20 protein-coding genes are annotated in these 17,370 nt (G+C 72.9%); 11 read left to right on the forward strand and 9 right to left on the reverse strand.

The window, feature by feature from the left end; all coding sequences use genetic code 11:
* Positions 1-33: 33 nt before the first annotated feature.
* A complete protein-coding gene (locus ACWD1Z_RS09545; RefSeq protein ID WP_451117156.1) occupies positions 34-471 on the reverse strand; it encodes a DUF4442 domain-containing protein in 438 nt (145 codons plus the stop codon).
* 164 nt (positions 472-635) lie between these two features.
* Here ACWD1Z_RS09545 and ACWD1Z_RS09550 point away from each other — a divergent pair, with 164 nt between their 5' ends.
* Together ACWD1Z_RS09550 and ACWD1Z_RS09555 are read left to right on the forward strand one after the other, a co-directional pair.
* Entirely contained in the window at positions 636-1,643 is a 1,008-nt protein-coding gene (locus tag ACWD1Z_RS09550) for a hypothetical protein (RefSeq protein WP_451117021.1), read from the forward strand.
* 74 nt (positions 1,644-1,717) lie between these two features.
* Positions 1,718-3,007: an MFS transporter gene (locus ACWD1Z_RS09555; RefSeq protein ID WP_451117022.1), complete on the forward strand. Its 1,290-nt coding sequence runs from the start codon at positions 1,718-1,720 to the stop codon at positions 3,005-3,007.
* Here the strand turns inward: ACWD1Z_RS09555 and ACWD1Z_RS09560 are convergent.
* From ACWD1Z_RS09560 to ACWD1Z_RS09570, 3 genes are all read right to left on the reverse strand, one after another.
* Positions 2,969-3,808 carry a spermidine synthase gene (locus tag ACWD1Z_RS09560; RefSeq protein ID WP_451117024.1) on the reverse strand — a complete coding sequence of 280 codons (840 nt, stop codon included), beginning with the start codon at positions 3,806-3,808 and terminating at the stop codon, positions 2,969-2,971. The genes ACWD1Z_RS09555 and ACWD1Z_RS09560 overlap by 39 nt on opposite strands.
* 89 nt (positions 3,809-3,897) lie before the next feature.
* The gene (gene tuf, locus ACWD1Z_RS09565; protein WP_451117026.1) at positions 3,898-5,073 is read right to left on the reverse strand and encodes an elongation factor Tu; all 1,176 of its coding nucleotides are present in this window, start codon (positions 5,071-5,073) and stop codon (positions 3,898-3,900) included.
* A 276-nt stretch (positions 5,074-5,349) separates the two neighbouring features.
* Positions 5,350-6,072, reverse strand: coding sequence for a DNA alkylation repair protein (locus tag ACWD1Z_RS09570; protein ID WP_451117028.1), 723 nt, complete (start codon positions 6,070-6,072; stop codon positions 5,350-5,352).
* 49 nt (positions 6,073-6,121) lie between these two features.
* Between ACWD1Z_RS09570 and ACWD1Z_RS09575 the strand changes: the two genes are divergently transcribed.
* Entirely contained in the window at positions 6,122-6,883 is a 762-nt protein-coding gene (locus tag ACWD1Z_RS09575; protein ID WP_451117030.1) for a TVP38/TMEM64 family protein, read from the forward strand.
* 4 nt (positions 6,884-6,887) lie between these two features.
* On the opposite strand, the gene ACWD1Z_RS09580 is transcribed toward ACWD1Z_RS09575, so the two are convergent.
* Entirely contained in the window at positions 6,888-8,057 is a 1,170-nt protein-coding gene (locus ACWD1Z_RS09580; protein ID WP_451117032.1) for a thiolase family protein, read from the reverse strand.
* A gap of 93 nt (positions 8,058-8,150) precedes the next feature.
* Here ACWD1Z_RS09580 and ACWD1Z_RS09585 point away from each other — a divergent pair, with 93 nt between their 5' ends.
* Entirely contained in the window at positions 8,151-8,624 is a 474-nt protein-coding gene (locus ACWD1Z_RS09585; RefSeq protein WP_451117034.1) for a winged helix-turn-helix transcriptional regulator, read from the forward strand.
* Between the two features lie 4 nt (positions 8,625-8,628).
* Here ACWD1Z_RS09585 and ACWD1Z_RS09590 read toward each other — a convergent pair whose 3' ends face one another.
* Entirely contained in the window at positions 8,629-9,426 is a 798-nt protein-coding gene (locus tag ACWD1Z_RS09590) for an alpha/beta fold hydrolase (protein WP_451117035.1), read from the reverse strand.
* A gap of 168 nt (positions 9,427-9,594) precedes the next feature.
* On the opposite strand from ACWD1Z_RS09590, the gene ACWD1Z_RS09595 reads away from it, so the two are divergent.
* The 4 genes from ACWD1Z_RS09595 (at position 9,595) to lnt (ending at position 12,924) form a co-directional block, all read left to right on the forward strand.
* A complete protein-coding gene (locus ACWD1Z_RS09595; protein WP_451117036.1) occupies positions 9,595-10,470 on the forward strand; it encodes an undecaprenyl-diphosphate phosphatase in 876 nt (291 codons plus the stop codon).
* A gap of 89 nt (positions 10,471-10,559) precedes the next feature.
* On the forward strand, positions 10,560-10,739 hold the full coding sequence (locus ACWD1Z_RS09600; protein ID WP_451117038.1) for a hypothetical protein: 180 nt from the start codon (positions 10,560-10,562) through the stop codon (positions 10,737-10,739).
* A 60-nt stretch (positions 10,740-10,799) separates the two neighbouring features.
* On the forward strand, positions 10,800-11,267 hold the full coding sequence (locus ACWD1Z_RS09605) for a nuclear transport factor 2 family protein (RefSeq protein WP_451117039.1): 468 nt from the start codon (positions 10,800-10,802) through the stop codon (positions 11,265-11,267).
* A gap of 79 nt (positions 11,268-11,346) precedes the next feature.
* Complete coding sequence (gene lnt / locus ACWD1Z_RS09610; RefSeq protein WP_451117040.1) at positions 11,347-12,924, forward strand: apolipoprotein N-acyltransferase; 1,578 nt, start codon at positions 11,347-11,349, stop codon at positions 12,922-12,924.
* On the opposite strand, the gene ACWD1Z_RS09615 is transcribed toward lnt, so the two are convergent.
* The gene (locus ACWD1Z_RS09615; RefSeq protein ID WP_451117042.1) at positions 12,848-13,753 is read right to left on the reverse strand and encodes a Gfo/Idh/MocA family protein; all 906 of its coding nucleotides are present in this window, start codon (positions 13,751-13,753) and stop codon (positions 12,848-12,850) included. The two genes, lnt and ACWD1Z_RS09615, sit on opposite strands and share 77 nt — an antisense overlap.
* An 8-nt stretch (positions 13,754-13,761) precedes the next feature.
* Entirely contained in the window at positions 13,762-14,946 is a 1,185-nt protein-coding gene (locus ACWD1Z_RS09620; protein ID WP_451117044.1) for an FAD-dependent monooxygenase, read from the reverse strand.
* Positions 14,947-15,023: 77 nt separating this feature from the next.
* Here ACWD1Z_RS09620 and ACWD1Z_RS09625 point away from each other — a divergent pair, with 77 nt between their 5' ends.
* The 3 genes from ACWD1Z_RS09625 to ACWD1Z_RS09635 all read left to right on the forward strand — a co-directional run bounded on the left by ACWD1Z_RS09625 (position 15,024) and on the right by ACWD1Z_RS09635 (position 16,763).
* Positions 15,024-15,617, forward strand: coding sequence for a TetR/AcrR family transcriptional regulator (locus ACWD1Z_RS09625; protein WP_451117046.1), 594 nt, complete (start codon positions 15,024-15,026; stop codon positions 15,615-15,617).
* Between the two features lie 41 nt (positions 15,618-15,658).
* Positions 15,659-16,168, forward strand: a complete 510-nt coding sequence (locus tag ACWD1Z_RS09630) for a DinB family protein (protein ID WP_451117047.1) — start codon at positions 15,659-15,661, stop codon at positions 16,166-16,168.
* Between the two features lie 112 nt (positions 16,169-16,280).
* Entirely contained in the window at positions 16,281-16,763 is a 483-nt protein-coding gene (locus ACWD1Z_RS09635; RefSeq protein ID WP_451117049.1) for a hypothetical protein, read from the forward strand.
* 3 nt (positions 16,764-16,766) lie between these two features.
* Here ACWD1Z_RS09635 and ACWD1Z_RS09640 read toward each other — a convergent pair whose 3' ends face one another.
* A complete protein-coding gene (locus ACWD1Z_RS09640; protein WP_451117051.1) occupies positions 16,767-17,285 on the reverse strand; it encodes a hypothetical protein in 519 nt (172 codons plus the stop codon).
* Between the last annotated feature and the right edge of the window lie 85 nt (positions 17,286-17,370).

Raw genomic sequence — 17,370 nt, forward strand, 5'->3', positions numbered from 1 at the left:
CGGGGGCCCTCTGCGGAAGAACTCTGTGTCCGGTCAGCCGTTGGGGCGGAGCGTCCACACCACCGTCATCTCGGTCGTGACCGCGCCGTCCGCGCGCTGGATCGCCACGCTCACCGGGAACTCCGGCCGCTCGCCCGCGTCGAGTTCGGCGACGACCTCGTCGACCGGGCGGCCCAGCGTCGCGGTGGCGGTGACCGCCCCCAGGGCGATCTTCTTGAAAGCGATCTCCGCGGTGACCGGGAGCGGCACGGCCCGGGACAGCTGGTCCCCGAAGGCGGCGAGCACGATCGCCCCGCTGGCCGACTCCCCCAGCGTGAACATGGCACCGGCATGCGGTCCGCCGACGTGGTTGCGGTACTCGCTCTGGTCCGGAAGGGCCAGCACGGCCTTCTCCGGGGTGGTCTCCAGGTACTCCAGGTTCAGCGTCCGAACCATCGGCACCGTGGCGGCGAGCAACTCGCCGATCGACATCTGATCTGCGCTCATGGCGGCATGTTACCCACGAGTAGCGTCGCTGGCCAGATTCCCGTCCTGCTCGCCCTGCGGACATTCCGCCGATCCGCCACCGTTTTGCTACGTCCCTGACAAGGCCCGGTGACCGAATCGTGTCCCTGGCGCCGCTAGGGTTGCTGCCCATGTGGCCAGGACAGCAGCCGCCCGGGGGCGAGCAGAACCCGCAGCAGCAGAACAACCCGTACCAGCAGCCGGGGTACCAGCAGCCGAATCCGTACCAGCAGCCGGGCTATCAGCAGCCCAACGCCTACGGGCAGCAGCCTCAGTGGGGCGCGCCGACCCCGGCCGGGGCGCCGGCTCCGCAGGGCGGTGGGGGCGCCGGCAACCGGACCAAGCTGGTGGCGATCGTGGCGGCCACGGCCGTGGTCGTGGCGGCCGGTGTCACCGGGTTCCTGGTGCTGGGCGGCGACGACAACGACAAGGCGGACGGCAAGGCGTCGCCGAAGCCGACCGTGAGCAAGTCGGCCGAGCCCACCGCCTCCGAGTCCGGCTCGGAGAACGACCCGCGCGGCGAGGAGGAGCTGGAGCCGACCGTCGAGGGCTGGAAGGTCGTCGTCAACCCGCGCTTCGGCACGATGTTCGACGTACCCGCCGACTGGGAGATCGACAACGCCGACACCAGCGTCGGCTTCGAGTGGGAGGACAAGGACGGCAAGCTCGACCGGTCCACCGTCACCGCCCCCGCCTACCTCAAGTCCAAGTGGTGCACGGTCGACTCCGACAAGGACGGCCGCACCGAGGACACCGCCCTGGTCACCGCCGGTACCCGCGGCGAGAACGGCGCGAAGGACCTCACCGAGGCCGCGGAGACCCGGGTGCCGTGGTGGATCTTCGGCGGGTACACCCAGCCGGACCGCAAGAGCGTGAAGTTCACCGAGCCCAAGCCGTACACCACGACCTCGGGCATCGAGGGCAGCGTGGCCACCGCGCACTCGGAGAACACCCCGCAGAACGGCAAGTGCGACAGCGAGGGCAAGGCGATCACCTTCGCGTTCGAGAACGGCGCGGGCGACTTCGTCACCTGGAACCTCTTCGGCGCCAAGGGAGTCAAGGAGGAGATCCCGGAGGCGACGATCCAGAAGATCCTGAGCACCGTCCGCCTCACCGAGGCCATGCCGACCGACACCTAGGCACAGCCGGCGGGGCCCGAAGTTGCCCTGAATCGCATTTGGCAAGTCGGCCCCGCCGCGGCGATAGTCGCCAGGTGAAGCCCACCATCCCGCTCCGCCGCCCGACCTGGGCGGGCCGCAACTACACCCTGCTGACCGCGTCCGCGGTCGTGACCAACCTCGGCAGTCACGGCGCGCTGATCGCCGCCGCGTTCGCCGTACTGGAGTCGGGCGGGGACGGCGGCGACGTGGGCCTGGTGGCGGCCGCCCGGACCCTGCCGCTGGTGCTGTTCCTGCTGATCGGCGGAGCCGTGGCGGACCGGCTGCCCCGGCACCGGGTGATGGTCGCGGCCAACGCCCTGAACTGCGTGTCGCAGGCCGCCTTCGCGGTGCTGGTGCTGGCCGGCGAGCCGCAGCTGTGGCAGATGATGCTGCTGACCGCGCTCGGCGGCACCGGCCACGCCTTCTTCTCCCCCGCGGCCGAGGGCATGCTGATGTCCTCGGTCAGCGGCGACCAGGTGAGCCGCGCGTTCGCCATGTTCCGGATGGCCATGCAGGGCGCCGCGGTGGGCGGTGCCGCCCTGGGCGGTGCGATGGTCGCCGCGATCGGGCCCGGCTGGGTGCTCGCGGCGGACGCCGCCGCCTTCGCCGTCGCCGGATCGCTGCGCGCCTTCCTCGACGTCAGCCATATCGCGCCGCGCGCCCCCGGCGGCGGTCTGCTCTCCGATCTGCGGGAGGGCTGGCAGGAGTTCAGCGGCCGGCCGTGGCTGTGGGCGGTGGTCGTGCAGTTCTCGATCGCGAACGCGGTGGTCGGCGCGGCAGACGCGGTCTACGGCCCCCTGGTCGCCCGCGACCATCTGGGCGGCGCCGCGCCCTGGGGCCTCGCCCTGGGCTTCTTCGGCGCGGGCACGGTCGCCGGCGCCCTGCTGATGACCCGCTGGAAGCCCCGCCGGCTGCTCCTCGCCGGCACCCTGTGCGTCTTCCCGCTGGCCCTGCCCTCCGCCGCCCTGGCGATCCCCACCTCGGTCGGCGTCCTGTGTGCCGTGATGTTCCTCACCGGCGTGACCCTGGAGGTGTTCGGCGTCAGCTGGATGACCGCGCTCCACCAGGAGATCCCGGAGGACAAGCTCTCCCGGGTCTCCGCCTACGACTGGTTCGGCTCGGTCGCCCTGGTCCCGCTGACCGCCGCGCTGGCGGGCCCGGCGGAGTCGGCGTTCGGGCGGACCTCGGCGCTGTGGGGCTGCGCGGTGCTGGTCGTCGTGGTCACGGCGGCGGTGCTGTGCGTCCCGGACGTACGGAATCTGCGCCGCCGTACCAAGCACGTGACCGCGGCCTCCGCGCAGCCGTCAGCCGATGCCGAAAGCCCCGTCGGGGGGCTCGGGTGACGGTACGGCGTCCTCGTCCCGTACCGGCCGCGCGCCGCCGATGAACCTCCGCAAGGCCGGCCCGTGTTCCACCCGTGCGGGGAAGGCGTCGGACGCGGTGAGGCGGGTCAGGGCGGCGAGGTCGAGGGGCCGGTGCGCGGCGACCAGCACGGCGTTGCCGAACCGCCGCCCCCGCCGCACCCCCGGCTCGGCGATCAGCGCCAGCTCCTCGAACACGGCCGCGAAGGTGGCGAGCTGGGAGCGCAGGAACGTGAACGGCGCGGCGTCGGCGAGGTTGGCGAGGTACACCCCGGTGCCGCGCAGCACGCGCTCGGCCGCACGGGCGTAGGCCAGGGACGTCAGATGCGCCGGGACCCGGGACCCTCCGAAGACGTCGGCGACGAGGACGTCGACGGAGTCGGCGGGGGCCGCCTCCACCCAGGCACGGGCGTCCCCGGGGTGCAGCCGTACGCCTTCGGGAACCGGCAGATGCTCGACGACCAGCTCCAGCAGCCCCCGATCGGCCTCGACGACGTCCTGCCGTGACCCCGCGCGGGTGGCGTCCACGTACCGGGGCATCGTGAGCGCCCCGCCCCCGAGATGCAGCACGTCCAAGGCCGCACCCGGCTCCGCCACCACATCCAGCACATGCCCGAGCCGCCGCGCGTACTCGAACTCCAGATGAGTCGGCTCGTCGAGGTCGACGTAGGACTGCGGAGCCCCGTCGACCGTGAGCAGCCAGGCCCGCTCACGGTCGACGTCGGGCATGAGCTTGGCGGTGCCGTGGTCGACGGTCCGGCTGACGGGGAGGGCTTCGGTCACGTCCCCATTGTGCGGGGCGGAGAACGCCGGGAAGGGGCGCGGGGAACCGCGCGGCCGGCCACAACCGGGCCGGCGGTCCCCCACGCGCATCAGGTGGCCATCACACGGGTCACGGTCCCCGCGCCCACGGTCCGCCCGCCCTCACGGATGGCGAACCCGAGCCCGGGCTCCAACGGAACCTCGCGCCCCAGCTCCACGGTCATCGTGACCGTCTCCCCGGGCCGAGCGACCCCCGCCGCACCGAGGTCGACGTCGCCCACCACATCCGCGGTCCGGATGTAGAACTGCGGCCGGTAGCCGGTGGAGACCGCGGTCGTACGGCCGCCCTCACGAGCCGACAGCACGTACACCTGCGCGGTGAACCGCCTGCTGGGCACCACACTCCCCGGCGCGGCCACCACGTGCCCGCGCCGCACGGCGTCCCGGGGCACCCCGCGCAGCAGCAGCGCCACGCTGTCCCCGGCCTGCGCCTCCTCCATCGGCTTGCCGAAGGTCTCGACGCCGGTGACGACGGTCTCGACGCCGGCCCCGAGCACCTCCACCCGGTCGCCGACCCGCACGGTGCCCCGCTCGACGGCGCCGGTGACGACGGTGCCGCGGCCGGTGATGGTCAGCACGTTCTCCACGGGCAGCAGGAACGGCGCGTCCACATACCGCTCCGGCGTCGGGACGTAGGTGTCCACCGCGTCCAGCAGCGCCTCGACGGCCGCCGTCCACTTCGGGTCCCCCTCCAGGGCGCGGAGCCCCGAGACCCGTACGACGGGCGCGCTGTCACCGCCGTACCCGTGCTCGGTGAGCAGGTCGCGGACCTCCAGCTCGACGAGTTCGACCAGTTCCTCGTCGGCCGCGTCCGCCTTGTTCAGCGCGACGACCACATGGTCCACGCCCACCTGCCGGGCGAGCAGCACGTGTTCGGCGGTCTGCGGCATGATCCCGTCGAGCGCGGAGACGACGAGGATCGCCCCGTCGAGCTGCGCGGCTCCGGTGACCATGTTCTTGACGTAGTCGGCATGACCCGGCATGTCGACGTGGGCGTAGTGCCGGGTGTCGGTCTCGTACTCGACGTGCGCGATGTTGATGGTGATGCCGCGCGCGGCCTCCTCCGGCGCCCGGTCGATGCGGTCGAAGGGCACGAAGGTGCCGCTGCCGCGCTCGGCGAGGACCTTGGTGATGGCGGCGGTCAGGGTGGTCTTGCCGTGGTCGACATGGCCCATCGTGCCGATGTTGAGATGCGGTTTGGTGCGGACGTAAGCCGTCTTGGACATGGCGGTACCTCGAAGCGTCAGAAGTGGCGGTGGGACCCCGGGAAGCGGCCGACCCTCCCCCTGCGGGGTCCGCCGGACGATCCGGAGAGGGTCAGCTTCGGGCGCCGTCGACTGCGGCCGGGAAGACGAGGACGGCAGCCTTCGGGGCATCCGCGACCGCGGATGCTGCGAGGACGAAGGCGTGCCGGAACATGAGGCCGATACTCGTCGACGCGGTGTCCGACGTCGAATGGTTTTCGGCGGTATCACCCCAGGCGCCGCCCGGTGTACGGGACTTCAGGCCCCGATGTTCTTCAGCGCCTCCCGCACCGACAGCGGCGCGAAGCGTCCCTCCTCGCGCGCGAGGAAGTCCCGTACCGCGTCCGGGTCGGTCTTGGCGTACTCGCGCAGCGCCCAGCCGGTGGCTTTACGGACGAAGAAGCCGGGGTGTCCCGACTGGCGCAGGCAGTAGCCGAAGAGGCGCTCGGTGTCGGTGTGTTGCTTGTACCGCAGCTGGTGGAGCAGGGCGGTGCGGACGATCCACAGGTCGTCGTCCGCGCTCCAGGCGTCCATGTCGGCGGTGAGTCCGGGATCGGCGGCGACGAGGGCGCCGACCACGTGGACGGCGAGCAGGTCGACGGTGTCCCACCAGGGCACGGTGGTGACCAGGTGCCGGGTCACGGGCAGGAAGGCGGAGGTGCAGCGTCCGGCGTGGCGGCGCAGATAGTCCACGGCGAAGTACTGGTACTCGCGCTCCGGCAGCCGCCAGCAGCGCAGGGCGACGGCGGTGCAGTCGGCCTCGTCGGGGCGGGGTGTGCCCTCCAGGACCGTGCGGGACAGGGCGCGGCGCTCGGGCGTGGGGAGGCCCAGGAAGGGGGCCACGTCCTTCATGTACGCCCGCATGGGCGCGGCCCGTTCCGGATCGGCCGCGGCGCCGTACACGGCGGTGAGCCGGGCCAGCAGCGTGTCGGCGAGGGCGCTGTCGGGGACCTCGGGGGTTCTCCCGCCTGTCACGCTCATGAGACGAACCATACGGCGATCACACACATTTGTCGGTTAGTGTCACCGGATGCTCGATGCCCACACCCGCTCTGGGGGCACTGCCGTGGTCTCTCCCCGGGCCGCCACTTCGGAGCTCGCCGTCGCCGTACCCTCCAGCTTCGCCGCGCGCTGCACCAGAGCACTGCTCTCGCCCTGGACGCGGCTGTCCCTGCTGGTCGCGCTGCTGGCCTCGGCCGCGGTCACCGTGCTGCTCTTCGAGCCGCAGCGGCTGCTGGCGGACGGCTGGCCCCCGCAGGTGAGCGGGGCCGCGGCGACGGTGGTGTTCGCGGTGGCGTACGGGCTGTGCACGGTGGCGTTCGTGCCGCGGCCGCTGCTGAACCTCGGCGCGGGCGCGCTCTTCGGTTCCCAGCTGGGTCTGGTCGCCGCGGTGACGGGGACGGTGCTCGGGGCGGGGCTCGCCTTCGGGCTCGGCCGGATCCTCGGCCAGGAGGCGCTGCGTCCGCTGCTGCGGGGCCGGTGGCTGAAGGCGGCGGACGGGCAGCTGTCCCGGCACGGGTTCCGCTCGATGCTGGCGGTGCGGCTGTTCCCCGGGGTGCCGTTCTGGGCGGCGAATTATTGCGCCGCCGTCTCCCGCATGGGCTATGTGCCGTTCCTGCTGGCGACGGCGCTCGGTTCGATCCCGAACACCGCCGCCTACGTGGTGGCCGGCGCCCGTGCCTCGGCGCCGACCTCGCCCGCCTTCCTGATCGCGCTGGCCTGCATCGCCGTACCCGCGCTGGCCGGTGTGGTGGTGGCCTGGCGCAAGCGGCATCACCTGCGCGGCCACTGAGCGGTCAGACCGACTCCAGGATCATCGCGTTGGCCAGGCCGCCCGCCTCGCACATCGTCTGCAGGCCGTAGCGGGCGCCGCGCTCGCGCATCGCGTGCACCAGGGTCGTCGTCAGCCGGGTGCCGCTGGCGCCGAGCGGGTGGCCGAGGGCGATGGCGCCGCCGTGCACGTTGACCTTCGCGAGGTCGGCGCCGGTCTCCTGCTGCCAGGCCAGGACCACGCTGGAGAAGGCCTCGTTGACCTCGAACAGGTCGATGTCGTCCAGGGTGAGCGATGCCCGGCGCAGCACCTTCTCCGTGGCGGGGACCACTCCGGTGAGCATCAGCAGCGGGTCGGAGCCGGTCACGGCGAAGCTGTGCAGCCGCGCGAGCGGGCGCAGGCCGAGCCGGGCCGCGGTCTCGGCGGAGGTGATGAGCACCGCGGAGGCGCCGTCGTTGACGGGGCTGGCGTTGCCCGCGGTGACGTTCCACTCGATCTGGGGGAAGCGCTCGGCGAAGGCCGGGTCGTGGTAGGCGGGCTTCAGTCCGGCCAGGACCTCGGTGGTGCTGTCCGGGCGGACGCACTCGTCGCGGGCGACCCCGTCCAGGGGCGCGACCTCGGCGTCGAAGCGGCCCGTGGCCCAGGCGTCGGCGGCCTTGTGGTGGGAGGAGACCGCGAAGGCGTCCATCCGGTCGCGGGTGAGCGACCACTTGGCGGCGATGAGTTCGGCGCTGATGCCCTGCGGGACCAGGCCCTCGGGGTAGCGCGCGGCGACGCCGGGGCCGAAGGGGTCCTTGCCGGGCGGCACGTTGGACCACATCGGCACCCGGCTCATGGACTCCACCCCGCAGGCCACCACCAGGTCGTAGGCGCCCGCGATGACGCCCTGCGCGGCGAAGTGCACGGCCTGCTGGGAGGAGCCGCACTGGCGGTCCACGGTGGTGGCCGGCACCGACTCGGGGAAGCCGGCCGACAGGGCGGCGTAGCGGGTGGTGTTCATGGCCTGCTCGCCGACCTGGTCGACGGTGCCGCCGATGACGTCGTCGATCAGCGCGGGGTCGACGCCGGAGCGCTCGACGAGGGTGCGCAGGGTGTGGGCGAGGAGTTCGACGGGGTGGACGTGGGCGAGGGCACCGCCGGGCTTGCCCTTGCCGAGGGGGGTGCGTACGGCTTCGACGATCACTGCGTCACGCATGGAGCGGCCTCCGCGACTACTGGTCAGTAGGAAATCCAAACTCACCATAGTCCGGCGAGTTGGAAAAACAAACCCTCTATTAGGCTTGGCGTCATGCCCGCCCCCAAGGACCCACGCCCCTGTTCCATCGCCGACGCCCTGGCACTGGTCGGCGAGAAGTACTCCCTGCTCGTCCTGCGGGAGGTGTGCCTCGGCAACGGCCGCTTCGACCAGCTGGTGCGCAACATCGGCGCCCCGCGCGACATCCTGGCCACCCGGCTGCGCCGCCTCGTGGACGCCGGGATCCTCACCAAGCGGGCCTACAGCGAACGGCCGCAGCGCTTCGAGTACCGGCCCACCCGGGCGGGCCTGGAGCTGGAACCGGTCCTGGTGACCCTCATGGCGTGGGGCGACCGGCATCTGCGCGGGGACGAGAACCGGCCGATGGTGATCGAGCACGTCTGCGGCAACGAACTGCTCCCGGTGGTCACCTGCTCGGCCTGCGGCGACGAGGTGCGCCACGAGGACCTCAGCGCCCATCCGCAGGCCGAGGGCTGGACGGTGGCGGGGCCGACGGCGGCGGCCTGATCCCTCACGCGTGGGCGTGGCAGAAGGCGCGCACCGCCCGCGTGAACCCCTCCGGGTCCTCCAGGTTGCTCACATGCCCCGCCCCGGGCAGCAGGACCAGCTCGGCGCCCGCGATCTCCGCGGCGAAGTCCCGGGCCACCGCCAGCGGCGACCGGGCGTCGGCCTCGCCCCACAGCAGCAGGGTCGGCACCGCGACGCGGGGCAGCACGTCCCGGAGATCGGCCTCGGCCATCATGTGCAGCTGCGCCCCCAGCGTCTTGGGGCGCACATCGCGCCGCATCGCGTCGAGCAGGGCCGCGAACTCGGCGGGCGGAGCGCCGGCGGCGAACAGCCCCGGCAGCGTCGGATCGAACTCCTCGGGCGGCGCGGCGAGCATCCGCTCGGCGGCCACCACCCGCGCGGTCACCTCGTCGGCCGGCAGCGAGCCCTGCCAGCCCGCGTAGGTGTCGGCCAGGAGCAGCGTCCTGACCAGCTCCGGCCGCTGCCGGTACAGCTCCAGCACCACGGTGCCGCCCCAGGAGAGCCCGGCGACATGGGCCGGGCCGAGCCGCAGATCCTCGATGACGGCGGCGAGGGCGCGGGCGTAGTCGGGGAGCCCGAATCCGCCGGGCACGTCCGAGGAGCGCCCGGCGCCCGGTTCGTCCCAGGCGACGACCGTGAAGTCGTCGGCCAGCGCCTCGGTCTGCGGCCGCCACATCCGGCCGTCCAGACCCGCGCCGTGCACCAGGACCAGCGGCGGCCCCGGTCCGTCTCCCACGCGCGCGTAGGCGATCTCCATCCCGCTGACCCGCACGGTAGCCATGAATCCAGGCTAGCGACGGGCGGGGCCGGGCGCTCTCTGCCAAACCCCTGTGCCATGGCCGTCGTCGAGGGGCGCTACGCTGCCCTCGACCACTGTGATCACCGTGCCCCCGTGGCGCGGTGTGGCCGTTCTCGCCTACCGCCATCAGCACTTGGACGTCGTACTTTCATGACCTGGTTTGAATCCCTCATCCTCGGACTCGTCCAGGGGCTGACCGAGTTCCTCCCCGTGTCCTCCAGCGCCCACCTGCGACTGACCGCGGCGTTCTCCGGCTGGGAGGACCCGGGCGCGGCCTTCACCGCGATCACCCAGATCGGCACGGAAGCGGCCGTGCTGATCTACTTCCGCCAGGACATCGGGCGGATCATCCTGGCGTGGTCCAGATCGCTCACGAACAAGGCGATGCGCAGCGACCACGACGCCCAGATGGGCTGGCTGGTGATCGTCGGCTCGATCCCGATCGGCGTGCTCGGCGTGACGCTGAAGGACCAGATCGAGGGCCCGTTCCGCGATCTGCGCATCACCGCGACCATGCTCATCGTGGTCGGCATCATCATCGGCATCGCCGACCGCATGGCGGCCCGCGACGAAAGCGGCGGCAAGCACCGCGCGGCCAAGCAGCGCAAGGAACTCAAGGACCTCAACGTCCGCGACGGCCTGATCTTCGGCCTCTGCCAGTCCGCGGCCCTGGTCCCGGGCGTCTCCCGGTCCGGCGCCACCATCAGCGGCGGCCTGTTCATGGGTTACACCCGCGAGGCGGCGGCCCGTTACTCCTTCCTCCTCGCGATCCCCGCGGTCCTCGCCTCCGGCCTGTTCGAACTCAAGGACGCGATGGAGGGCGGCCACGTCACCTGGGGTCCGACGATCTTCGCGACGGTCATCGCCTTCGTCACCGGATACGCCGTCATCGCGTGGTTCATGAAGTTCATCTCGACCAAGAGCTTCATGCCCTTCGTCTGGTACCGCATCGCCCTCGGCATCCTGATCATCGTGCTGGTGGCCACCGGTGCGCTGAGCCCGCACGCGGGCGAGCCGGCGCACTGACCGCGGCCGGAATTTCCGTGACTCATCACATACGGGATGCGTAGCCGTTCGGTAGCGCAGTGTCAGTGCTTGCCCCTAGGCTTGTCCGCATGTCCCCGGATTTCTTAACCCCTGGTTCCGTGCGCTCCGCCGCCGAGGTGAACGAGCAGATCCGCGCCCTGTGGGTGCGCGCGGGCGGCACCCTGACCGCCCAGGAGCGCGCCGAGTACGAACTGCTGGTCGTCGAATGGGCGTCCGCGATCCGCAGCGAGGTCATCGAGGCGGCATAGGGCGACGGCAGTCGCGGCACGCCTCTTGGCGTCACTCGTCCCATGCCCAACACTGAGCCGATGACGCAGCGTGTGGAGCTCGCGACCGTGATGGACCGGCTGGCCGTCGACGGTCTGGTCACCGAGTACGCGGTGGCCGTGGACGACGGCGACTGGGAGGCGTACCGCGGGCTGTTCGCCCCCGCGGGGCGCGCGGACTACCGCTCCGCGGGCGGTATCGAGGGGGACGCCGGACAGATCGCCGAGTGGCTCGCGGAGAACATGCGGCTCTTCCCGATGCGCCAGCACCTCATCGTCAACCGCCGCGTCCGCTTCGGGACCCTGGACCAGGACACCGGGGACACCGCCCAGGTGCAGGCCGACTACGTCAACCCGATGCGCCTCGCCCGCGAGGGCGAGCCCTCGGCCGCCCCCGACTTCGTCTGCGGCGGCCGGTACTCCTTCGGCATGACCCGCACCGACGACGGCTGGCGGCTCGACCGGGTCGTCGTGCGCGAGAAGTGGCGGCAGCTGCCCACGACACGATGATCGATTCCCTGCGGACGCTCTGTTTAGGGGCCGACACCAGCGCGCACACTGGAGGAACCACGGGTCAGGGAGGCGCCGCATGCAGAGGTTCGGCCGATGGCTCGTCATCCCGTGGCGGCGTTCCCTCGTCGCCACGGCGGCCGGTGCCCTGCCCGTCCTCGCCTTTCCGGGCCCCGCCCTGTGGTGGTTCGCCTACGTCGCCCTGGTGCCCTGGCTGCTGTTGCTGCGCACCGCCCCGACCGGCCGCCGGGCGCTCCGCGACGGCTGGTGCGGCGGTTTCGGCTTCATGCTGGCCATGCACCACTGGCTGCTGCCGAACCTGCACGTCTTCACCTTCGTCCTCGCGGCGCTGCTCGGCGCCCTGTGGGCCCCGTGGGGGTGGCTGGTGCGCCGCTTCCTCGCCGGCGCCCCCGGACCGGGCCGGACCGGGGCCGCCCTCGCGGTCCTGCCGTCGGGCTGGCTGGGAGCGGAGCTGATCCGTTCCTGGGAAGGGCTCGGCGGCCCCTGGGGCGTGCTCGGGGCCAGTCAGTGGCCGGTGGAGGCGGCGCTGCGGCTCGCCTCGGTCGGCGGGATCTGGCTGCTCAGCTTTCTGGTGGTGGCGCTCAACGTCGCCGTCGCCGTCCTCGTCTCGGTCCCCGGCGCGCGCGTCCCCGCCGTCGCGGGCCTGGTCGCCACGGCCACCGTCACCTCCGCGGCCTGGGTCTGGTCGCCGCGGCCCGACGCCGACGGGCGGACCCGGATCGCCGTCGTCCAGCCGGGCGTCATCCAGGGCGGCACCGACAGCGCCGACCGGCGCTTCGCCGCGGAGGAACGGCTCACCCGCGAACTCGTCGGCCAGGACGTGGATCTGGTGGTGTGGGGCGAGAGCAGCGTCGGCTTCGACCTCGGCCGCCGCCCCGACCTGGCGGACCGGCTCGCGGCCCTCTCCCACGAGACCGGAGCGCCGGTACTCGTCAACGTCGACGCCCGCCGCTCCGACCGGCCGGGCATCTACAAGAGTTCGGTGCTGGTCGGCCCCGACGGCCTGACCGGCGCCCGCTACGACAAGATGCGGCTCGTCCCCTTCGGCGAGTACGTCCCCGCCCGCTCCCTGCTCGGCTGGGCCACCTCGGTCGGCGAGGCGGCCGGCGAGGACCGGCGCCGCGGCTCCGAACAGGTCGTCATGCGCGCCGGAAGCGGCCTGCGCGTGGGCCCGATGGTCTGCTTCGAGTCGGCCTTCCCCGACATGAGCCGCCATCTCGCCGAGGACGGCGCCCAGGTGCTGGTCGCCCAGTCGGCGACGTCGACGTTCCAGCAGAGCTGGGCCCCCGAGCAGCACGCCTCCCTCGCCGCCCTGCGCGCCGCCGAGACCGGCCGGCCGATGGTGCACGCGACCCTGACCGGCGTGTCCGCCGTGCACGACGCGAGCGGACAGCGCGTCGGCTCCTGGCTCGGCACCAGCGCGCGCACGGCGCAGGTCTACGACGTGCCGCTGGCCCGGGGCACCACGCCCTACGTCCGGTTCGGCGACTGGCCGGTGCAGGCGGCGCTGCTGATCCTCGCCGCCTGGTGCGTGGCCGAGGGCGTGCGGACCCTGCGGATCAGGCGCCCTGCTCCTGGACCGCCCGTACCACCCGCTCGCACAACTCATGGGTCGCCAGCGCGTCCCGGGCGCTGAGCACCTTGCCCGCGCGCACCGCGTCCAGGAACGCCAGCACCGCCTGCTCGATGCCGCGCTGCCGGGCCACCGGCACCCAGTCGCCGCGCCGGCGCACCGTCGGCTGCCCCTTGTGGTCGATCACCTCGGCGAGATTGAGCACCTGACGCTTGGTGTCCTGCCCGGACACCTCCAGGATCTCCTCGGCCGAGCCGCTGAGCCGGTTCATCACCCCGAGGGCGGTGAACCCGTCGCCGGCGAGCTGGAGCACCACATGGTGCAGCAGACCGCCCTCGGCACGGGCCCGCACGGTCACGTCGTCGACGGTCCCCGGCACCAGGAAGCGCAGGGTGTCCACGACATGGATGAAGTCGTCCAGGATCATCGTGCGCGGCTCCTCGGGGAGCCCGATCCGGTTCTTCTGCATGAGGATCAGCTCGCGCGGATGCTCCAGGCACTGCGCGTACCCGGGTGCGTGGCGCCGGTTGAAGCCGACGACGAGGCTCACCCCGCGCCGCTCGGCGAGCTCCACCAGCCGCTCGGAGTCGGCGAGTTCGTACGCCAGCGGCTTGTCGACGTACGTCGGCACACCCGCCTCCAGCAGCCGCGCCACGATCTGCGGGTGCACGACCGTGGGCGCGTGCACGAAGGCCGCGTCCAGGCCCTGCGCGAGCAGCGAGTCCAGATCGGCGTGGCGCTGCCGCGCGGGCAGGTGCAGGGTGTCGGCGACGCGGTGGAGCGTGGCGGGCGTGCGGGTCTGGAGGTGCACTTCCACACCGGGCTGGTGGCCGAGCACGGGCAGGTATGCCTTCTGTGCGATGTCGCCGAGTCCGATGCAGCCGACCTTCACTGATGCTCCTACCGTGTTCCGGGGGGTGACACGACGGAAGCATACGGCGGCTGCGGGGGCCGCCAGTCGGCGATGCCGTCGAAGCCCCGCAGGAGCAGCACGGGCCCGGCCTTGGCGACGGCGGTGATCAGGGCGTCGCGTACGGCGATGCTCGCGCGGCCGGTCATCAGGTTGAGGCGGGCGGTCCTGACGGACTGCCGGGCGATGGCGGTCGCCCGCGGACGGCGGGCCGCGCTGTAGGCCGCGAGGTCGCCGGCATGGTGCGCCAGCACGATGGCGTCCTCGATCGCCTGGTTGCCGCCCTGCCCCAGCATCGGCGGCATGGCGTGCGCGGCGTCGCCGACGAGGGCCACCCGGCCGCGATGGAAGGCGGGCAGCGGTGGGGCGACGTGGTGGACGTCGTGGCGCAGGACGTCCTCGGGGCGGGCCGCGGCGAGGATCGCGGGCACGGGGTGGTGCCAGTCGCCGTAGCGGCGCAGCAGTTCGGCCCGCTCGTCGTCGGGGGCGCGCTCCCCGGCGGGCGCCAGGGCTGCCGCGTAGGCGTACACCCGGCCGTCCTTGAGGGGGTGCGAGCCCCAGATGCGGCCCCGGCCCCAGGTCTCGTGGGAGGCGAACTCCGCGCCGGGGACCGGGATCACGACCCGCCAGGTGGTGAACCCGCAGTACACGGCTCCGGGATGGTCCGGGAACAGCGCCCCGCGTACGGCGGAGTGGATGCCGTCGGCGGCCACCACCAGATCGGCCTCCCGGTCGCCGTCCGGGGTGCTCACGCGGGCCGGGCGGCCGGCGGCGCCGGGATCGGCGACGGTCGCGGTGACGCCCGTGCGGACCGTGCCCGGCGGGAGGCCCGCAGCCAGGCTGGTGACGAGGGTGGCCCGGTGCAGCAGGACCAGGGGGCCGCCGAAGCGTTCGGCCGCGGCGGTGGCGTCGGTGCGCGCGAGCCACCGTCCGGACGGGGCGCGCAGTCCTCCGTCGCCCTGCCAGGCGGCCAGGTCGCGGATCTCGTCGCCGAGGCCGATGACGTCCAGGGCGCGCAGGGAGTTGGGAGCGAGCGAGATCGCCGCGCCGACCGGCTCCAGCGACGGGGCCCGCTCCAGCACGGTCACCTCCAGGCCGCTGCGGTGCAGTGCCGCGGCGGCGGTCAGCCCGCCGATCCCGCCACCGATCACGACGGCCCGCTTCGGCTGTGCCATGGTTCCTCCCGATGCAACTACAGCTGTAGTGAGCACTACGGTACTACGGATGTAGTGAGCCGGGTAGGTTGATCTCCATGTCCGCACGCACCGCAGGCGCCGCCCGCGCCGACCTCGTCGCCGACGCCGCCCTCCGTCTGCTCGCCGAGCGCGGCATGCGGGGCCTGACCCACCGGGCGGCCGACGAGGCGGCCGGACTCCCCCAGGGCTCGACCTCCAACCTGGCCCGCACCCGGCAGGCCCTTCTGGAACTGGCGGTACGGCGGCTCGCCGAACGCGAGGCCCGGGTACTGGCCCTGGAGGAGATGCCGGACCCGCGCGGCGGCCGGGACGCCCTGGTGGACGGACTCGCCCTGGCCACGCACCGCTCCCTGACCCGCAACCGCGAACTGACGCTCGCCCGCTACGAACTGGCCCTGGAGGCCACCCGACGCCCCGAGCTGCGCGCCTACTTCGACGCCACCGGCGCCCGCTTCCACGAACAGCTCGGCGCGCTGATGACCGCGCTGGGGTCGACGGACCCGGCCCGGCACGTGCTGTCCCTGGTGGCGTGGGCGGACGGGCTGATGTTCTCCTGCGTGGCCGGTTCCTTCGGTGCGCGGCAACCGACCCTGGACGAGGTGCGCGCCGGACTGCGCGAACTGCTGGAAGGGATGTTCGGGCCGTCGTAAAACCGCTGGTGGGCGTCGGCGAGTTGGGCAAGGATGCGGCCATGACGACTGAACGCCGTGAACCCGCCGTGAACGCCGATGAGCGCACCATGCTGGAGGGCTGGCTCGACTACCACCGGCAGACCCTCGGGTGGAAGTGCGCGGGCCTGACCGAGGCCCAGCTCAGGACCGCCTCCGTGGAGCCGTCGGAACTCACCCTGATGGGGCTGGTGCGGCACATGGCCGAGGTCGAGCGGTACTGGTTCCACGAGGTGCTCCTCGACGAGGACCTCGGGGTGCTCTACTCCTCCGAGCAGGACCGGGACGGCGACTTCCACTTCTCCGACGCGGACACCTGGCAGGAGGCCCACGACACCTGGCAGGCCGAGATCGAACGGGCCCGGCGCAACACCGCCGGCCTGGGTCTCGACGACTTCTCCAAGGGCACCAGCCGGGCCGGGGAGACCTTCAACCTCCGCTGGATCTACACCCACATGATCGAGGAGTACGCGCGCCACAACGGCCACGCCGACCTCCTCCGCGAGCGCGTCGACGGGTCCACCGGCGACTGACGTCACCGTCGGCGGACCCACGGCCTCCGTACGGGGGCGGAGATCACCCGTGCGGGGCATCCTGCGCTTGTCCGCTGTCCCGAAGGGGGCCCCAACCACCAGAGTGGCCCGGGTGCATCGAACGACGACGACCGCAACGCTCCTGGTCACCGTGGCCGCCTCGGCCCTGGCGGGCTGTGTGACCGTCCAGCACCCGCCCGTCCCGGGGCCGGTCACGGCACCGCCCCAGCCCTCCGTGCCCCGGCCGGACGGCAGGGCGGAGCCGCAGATCGTGAAGGCGCCGGCCCAGGAGGCGCTGGAACTCATCGGCCCGCCCCGCCGCCCGGAACGCACACCCCCGGCGACCCGGCGGCCGACCCGCCCGGCCCCGCCGCCGGCGGCACCACCCGCCCGGCCGGACGCACCCCCGAGCCATCCCCGCCCGGCACACCCCCGCCCCGAGCGCCCCGCTCCGCCGCACCCCCGGGTCGAGATCCCGGACGTCGCGGATTCGGTCCGCAAGAACACCGACGTCTGCGCCCTGGGCAGGAAGTACGGCGGCTGGCGCAAGGACAGCCCGGAGACGAGGATCTGCGAGCAGACGTACGGGCGTTGACCGTCAGGGCCGCTGCCCCGGCGGCCCCCAGCCTCCGGAGGAGTCCCCCTCCTCCCCCAGCCGCAGCGCCAGCCGGTGGATCGCCGCCCGCACCCCGTCCCCGTAGCTGTCCTCGGCGAGCGCGTCCGCCGCCGTCCGGGCCCGCCGCAGATGCGTCCGCGCCGCCTCGGCGCGGTCCAGCTTCACATAGTCGGCGGCGAGGTTCAGATGCAGCGACGGATACAGCGCCCGGACCGCGAGCGCCCCCTCGTGCTCGGCGAGGCGGTCGTCGGTCAGTTCCTCCGCCGCCGTCAACGCCCTGAGGTCCCAGGCGAGTTCGTCGTCCGGCTCGTCCTGGGTGTCGGCCAGGTAGTGGGCCAGGGTGCAGCGGTGCAGCGGGTCGCCGTCCTCGCCGATCTCGGCCCACAGACCGAGCAGGCGGTGCCGGGCCTCCTCGCGGTCGCCCGCGTGATGCAACATCACGACCTGCCCGATCCGTGTCATCACGGCATCCGGCGCCGTCCGCTCCTGTCGCTCCGCCACCGCGTCCTCCACACCCTCGGCGCCTGGTCGCCCCCGACGCTAACCGCAGCCACCGGCAATCCCGGCGAGGCGGGGCCGACCCGCA

The sequence above is a fragment of the Streptomyces sp. NPDC002784 genome (assembly GCF_053592135.1).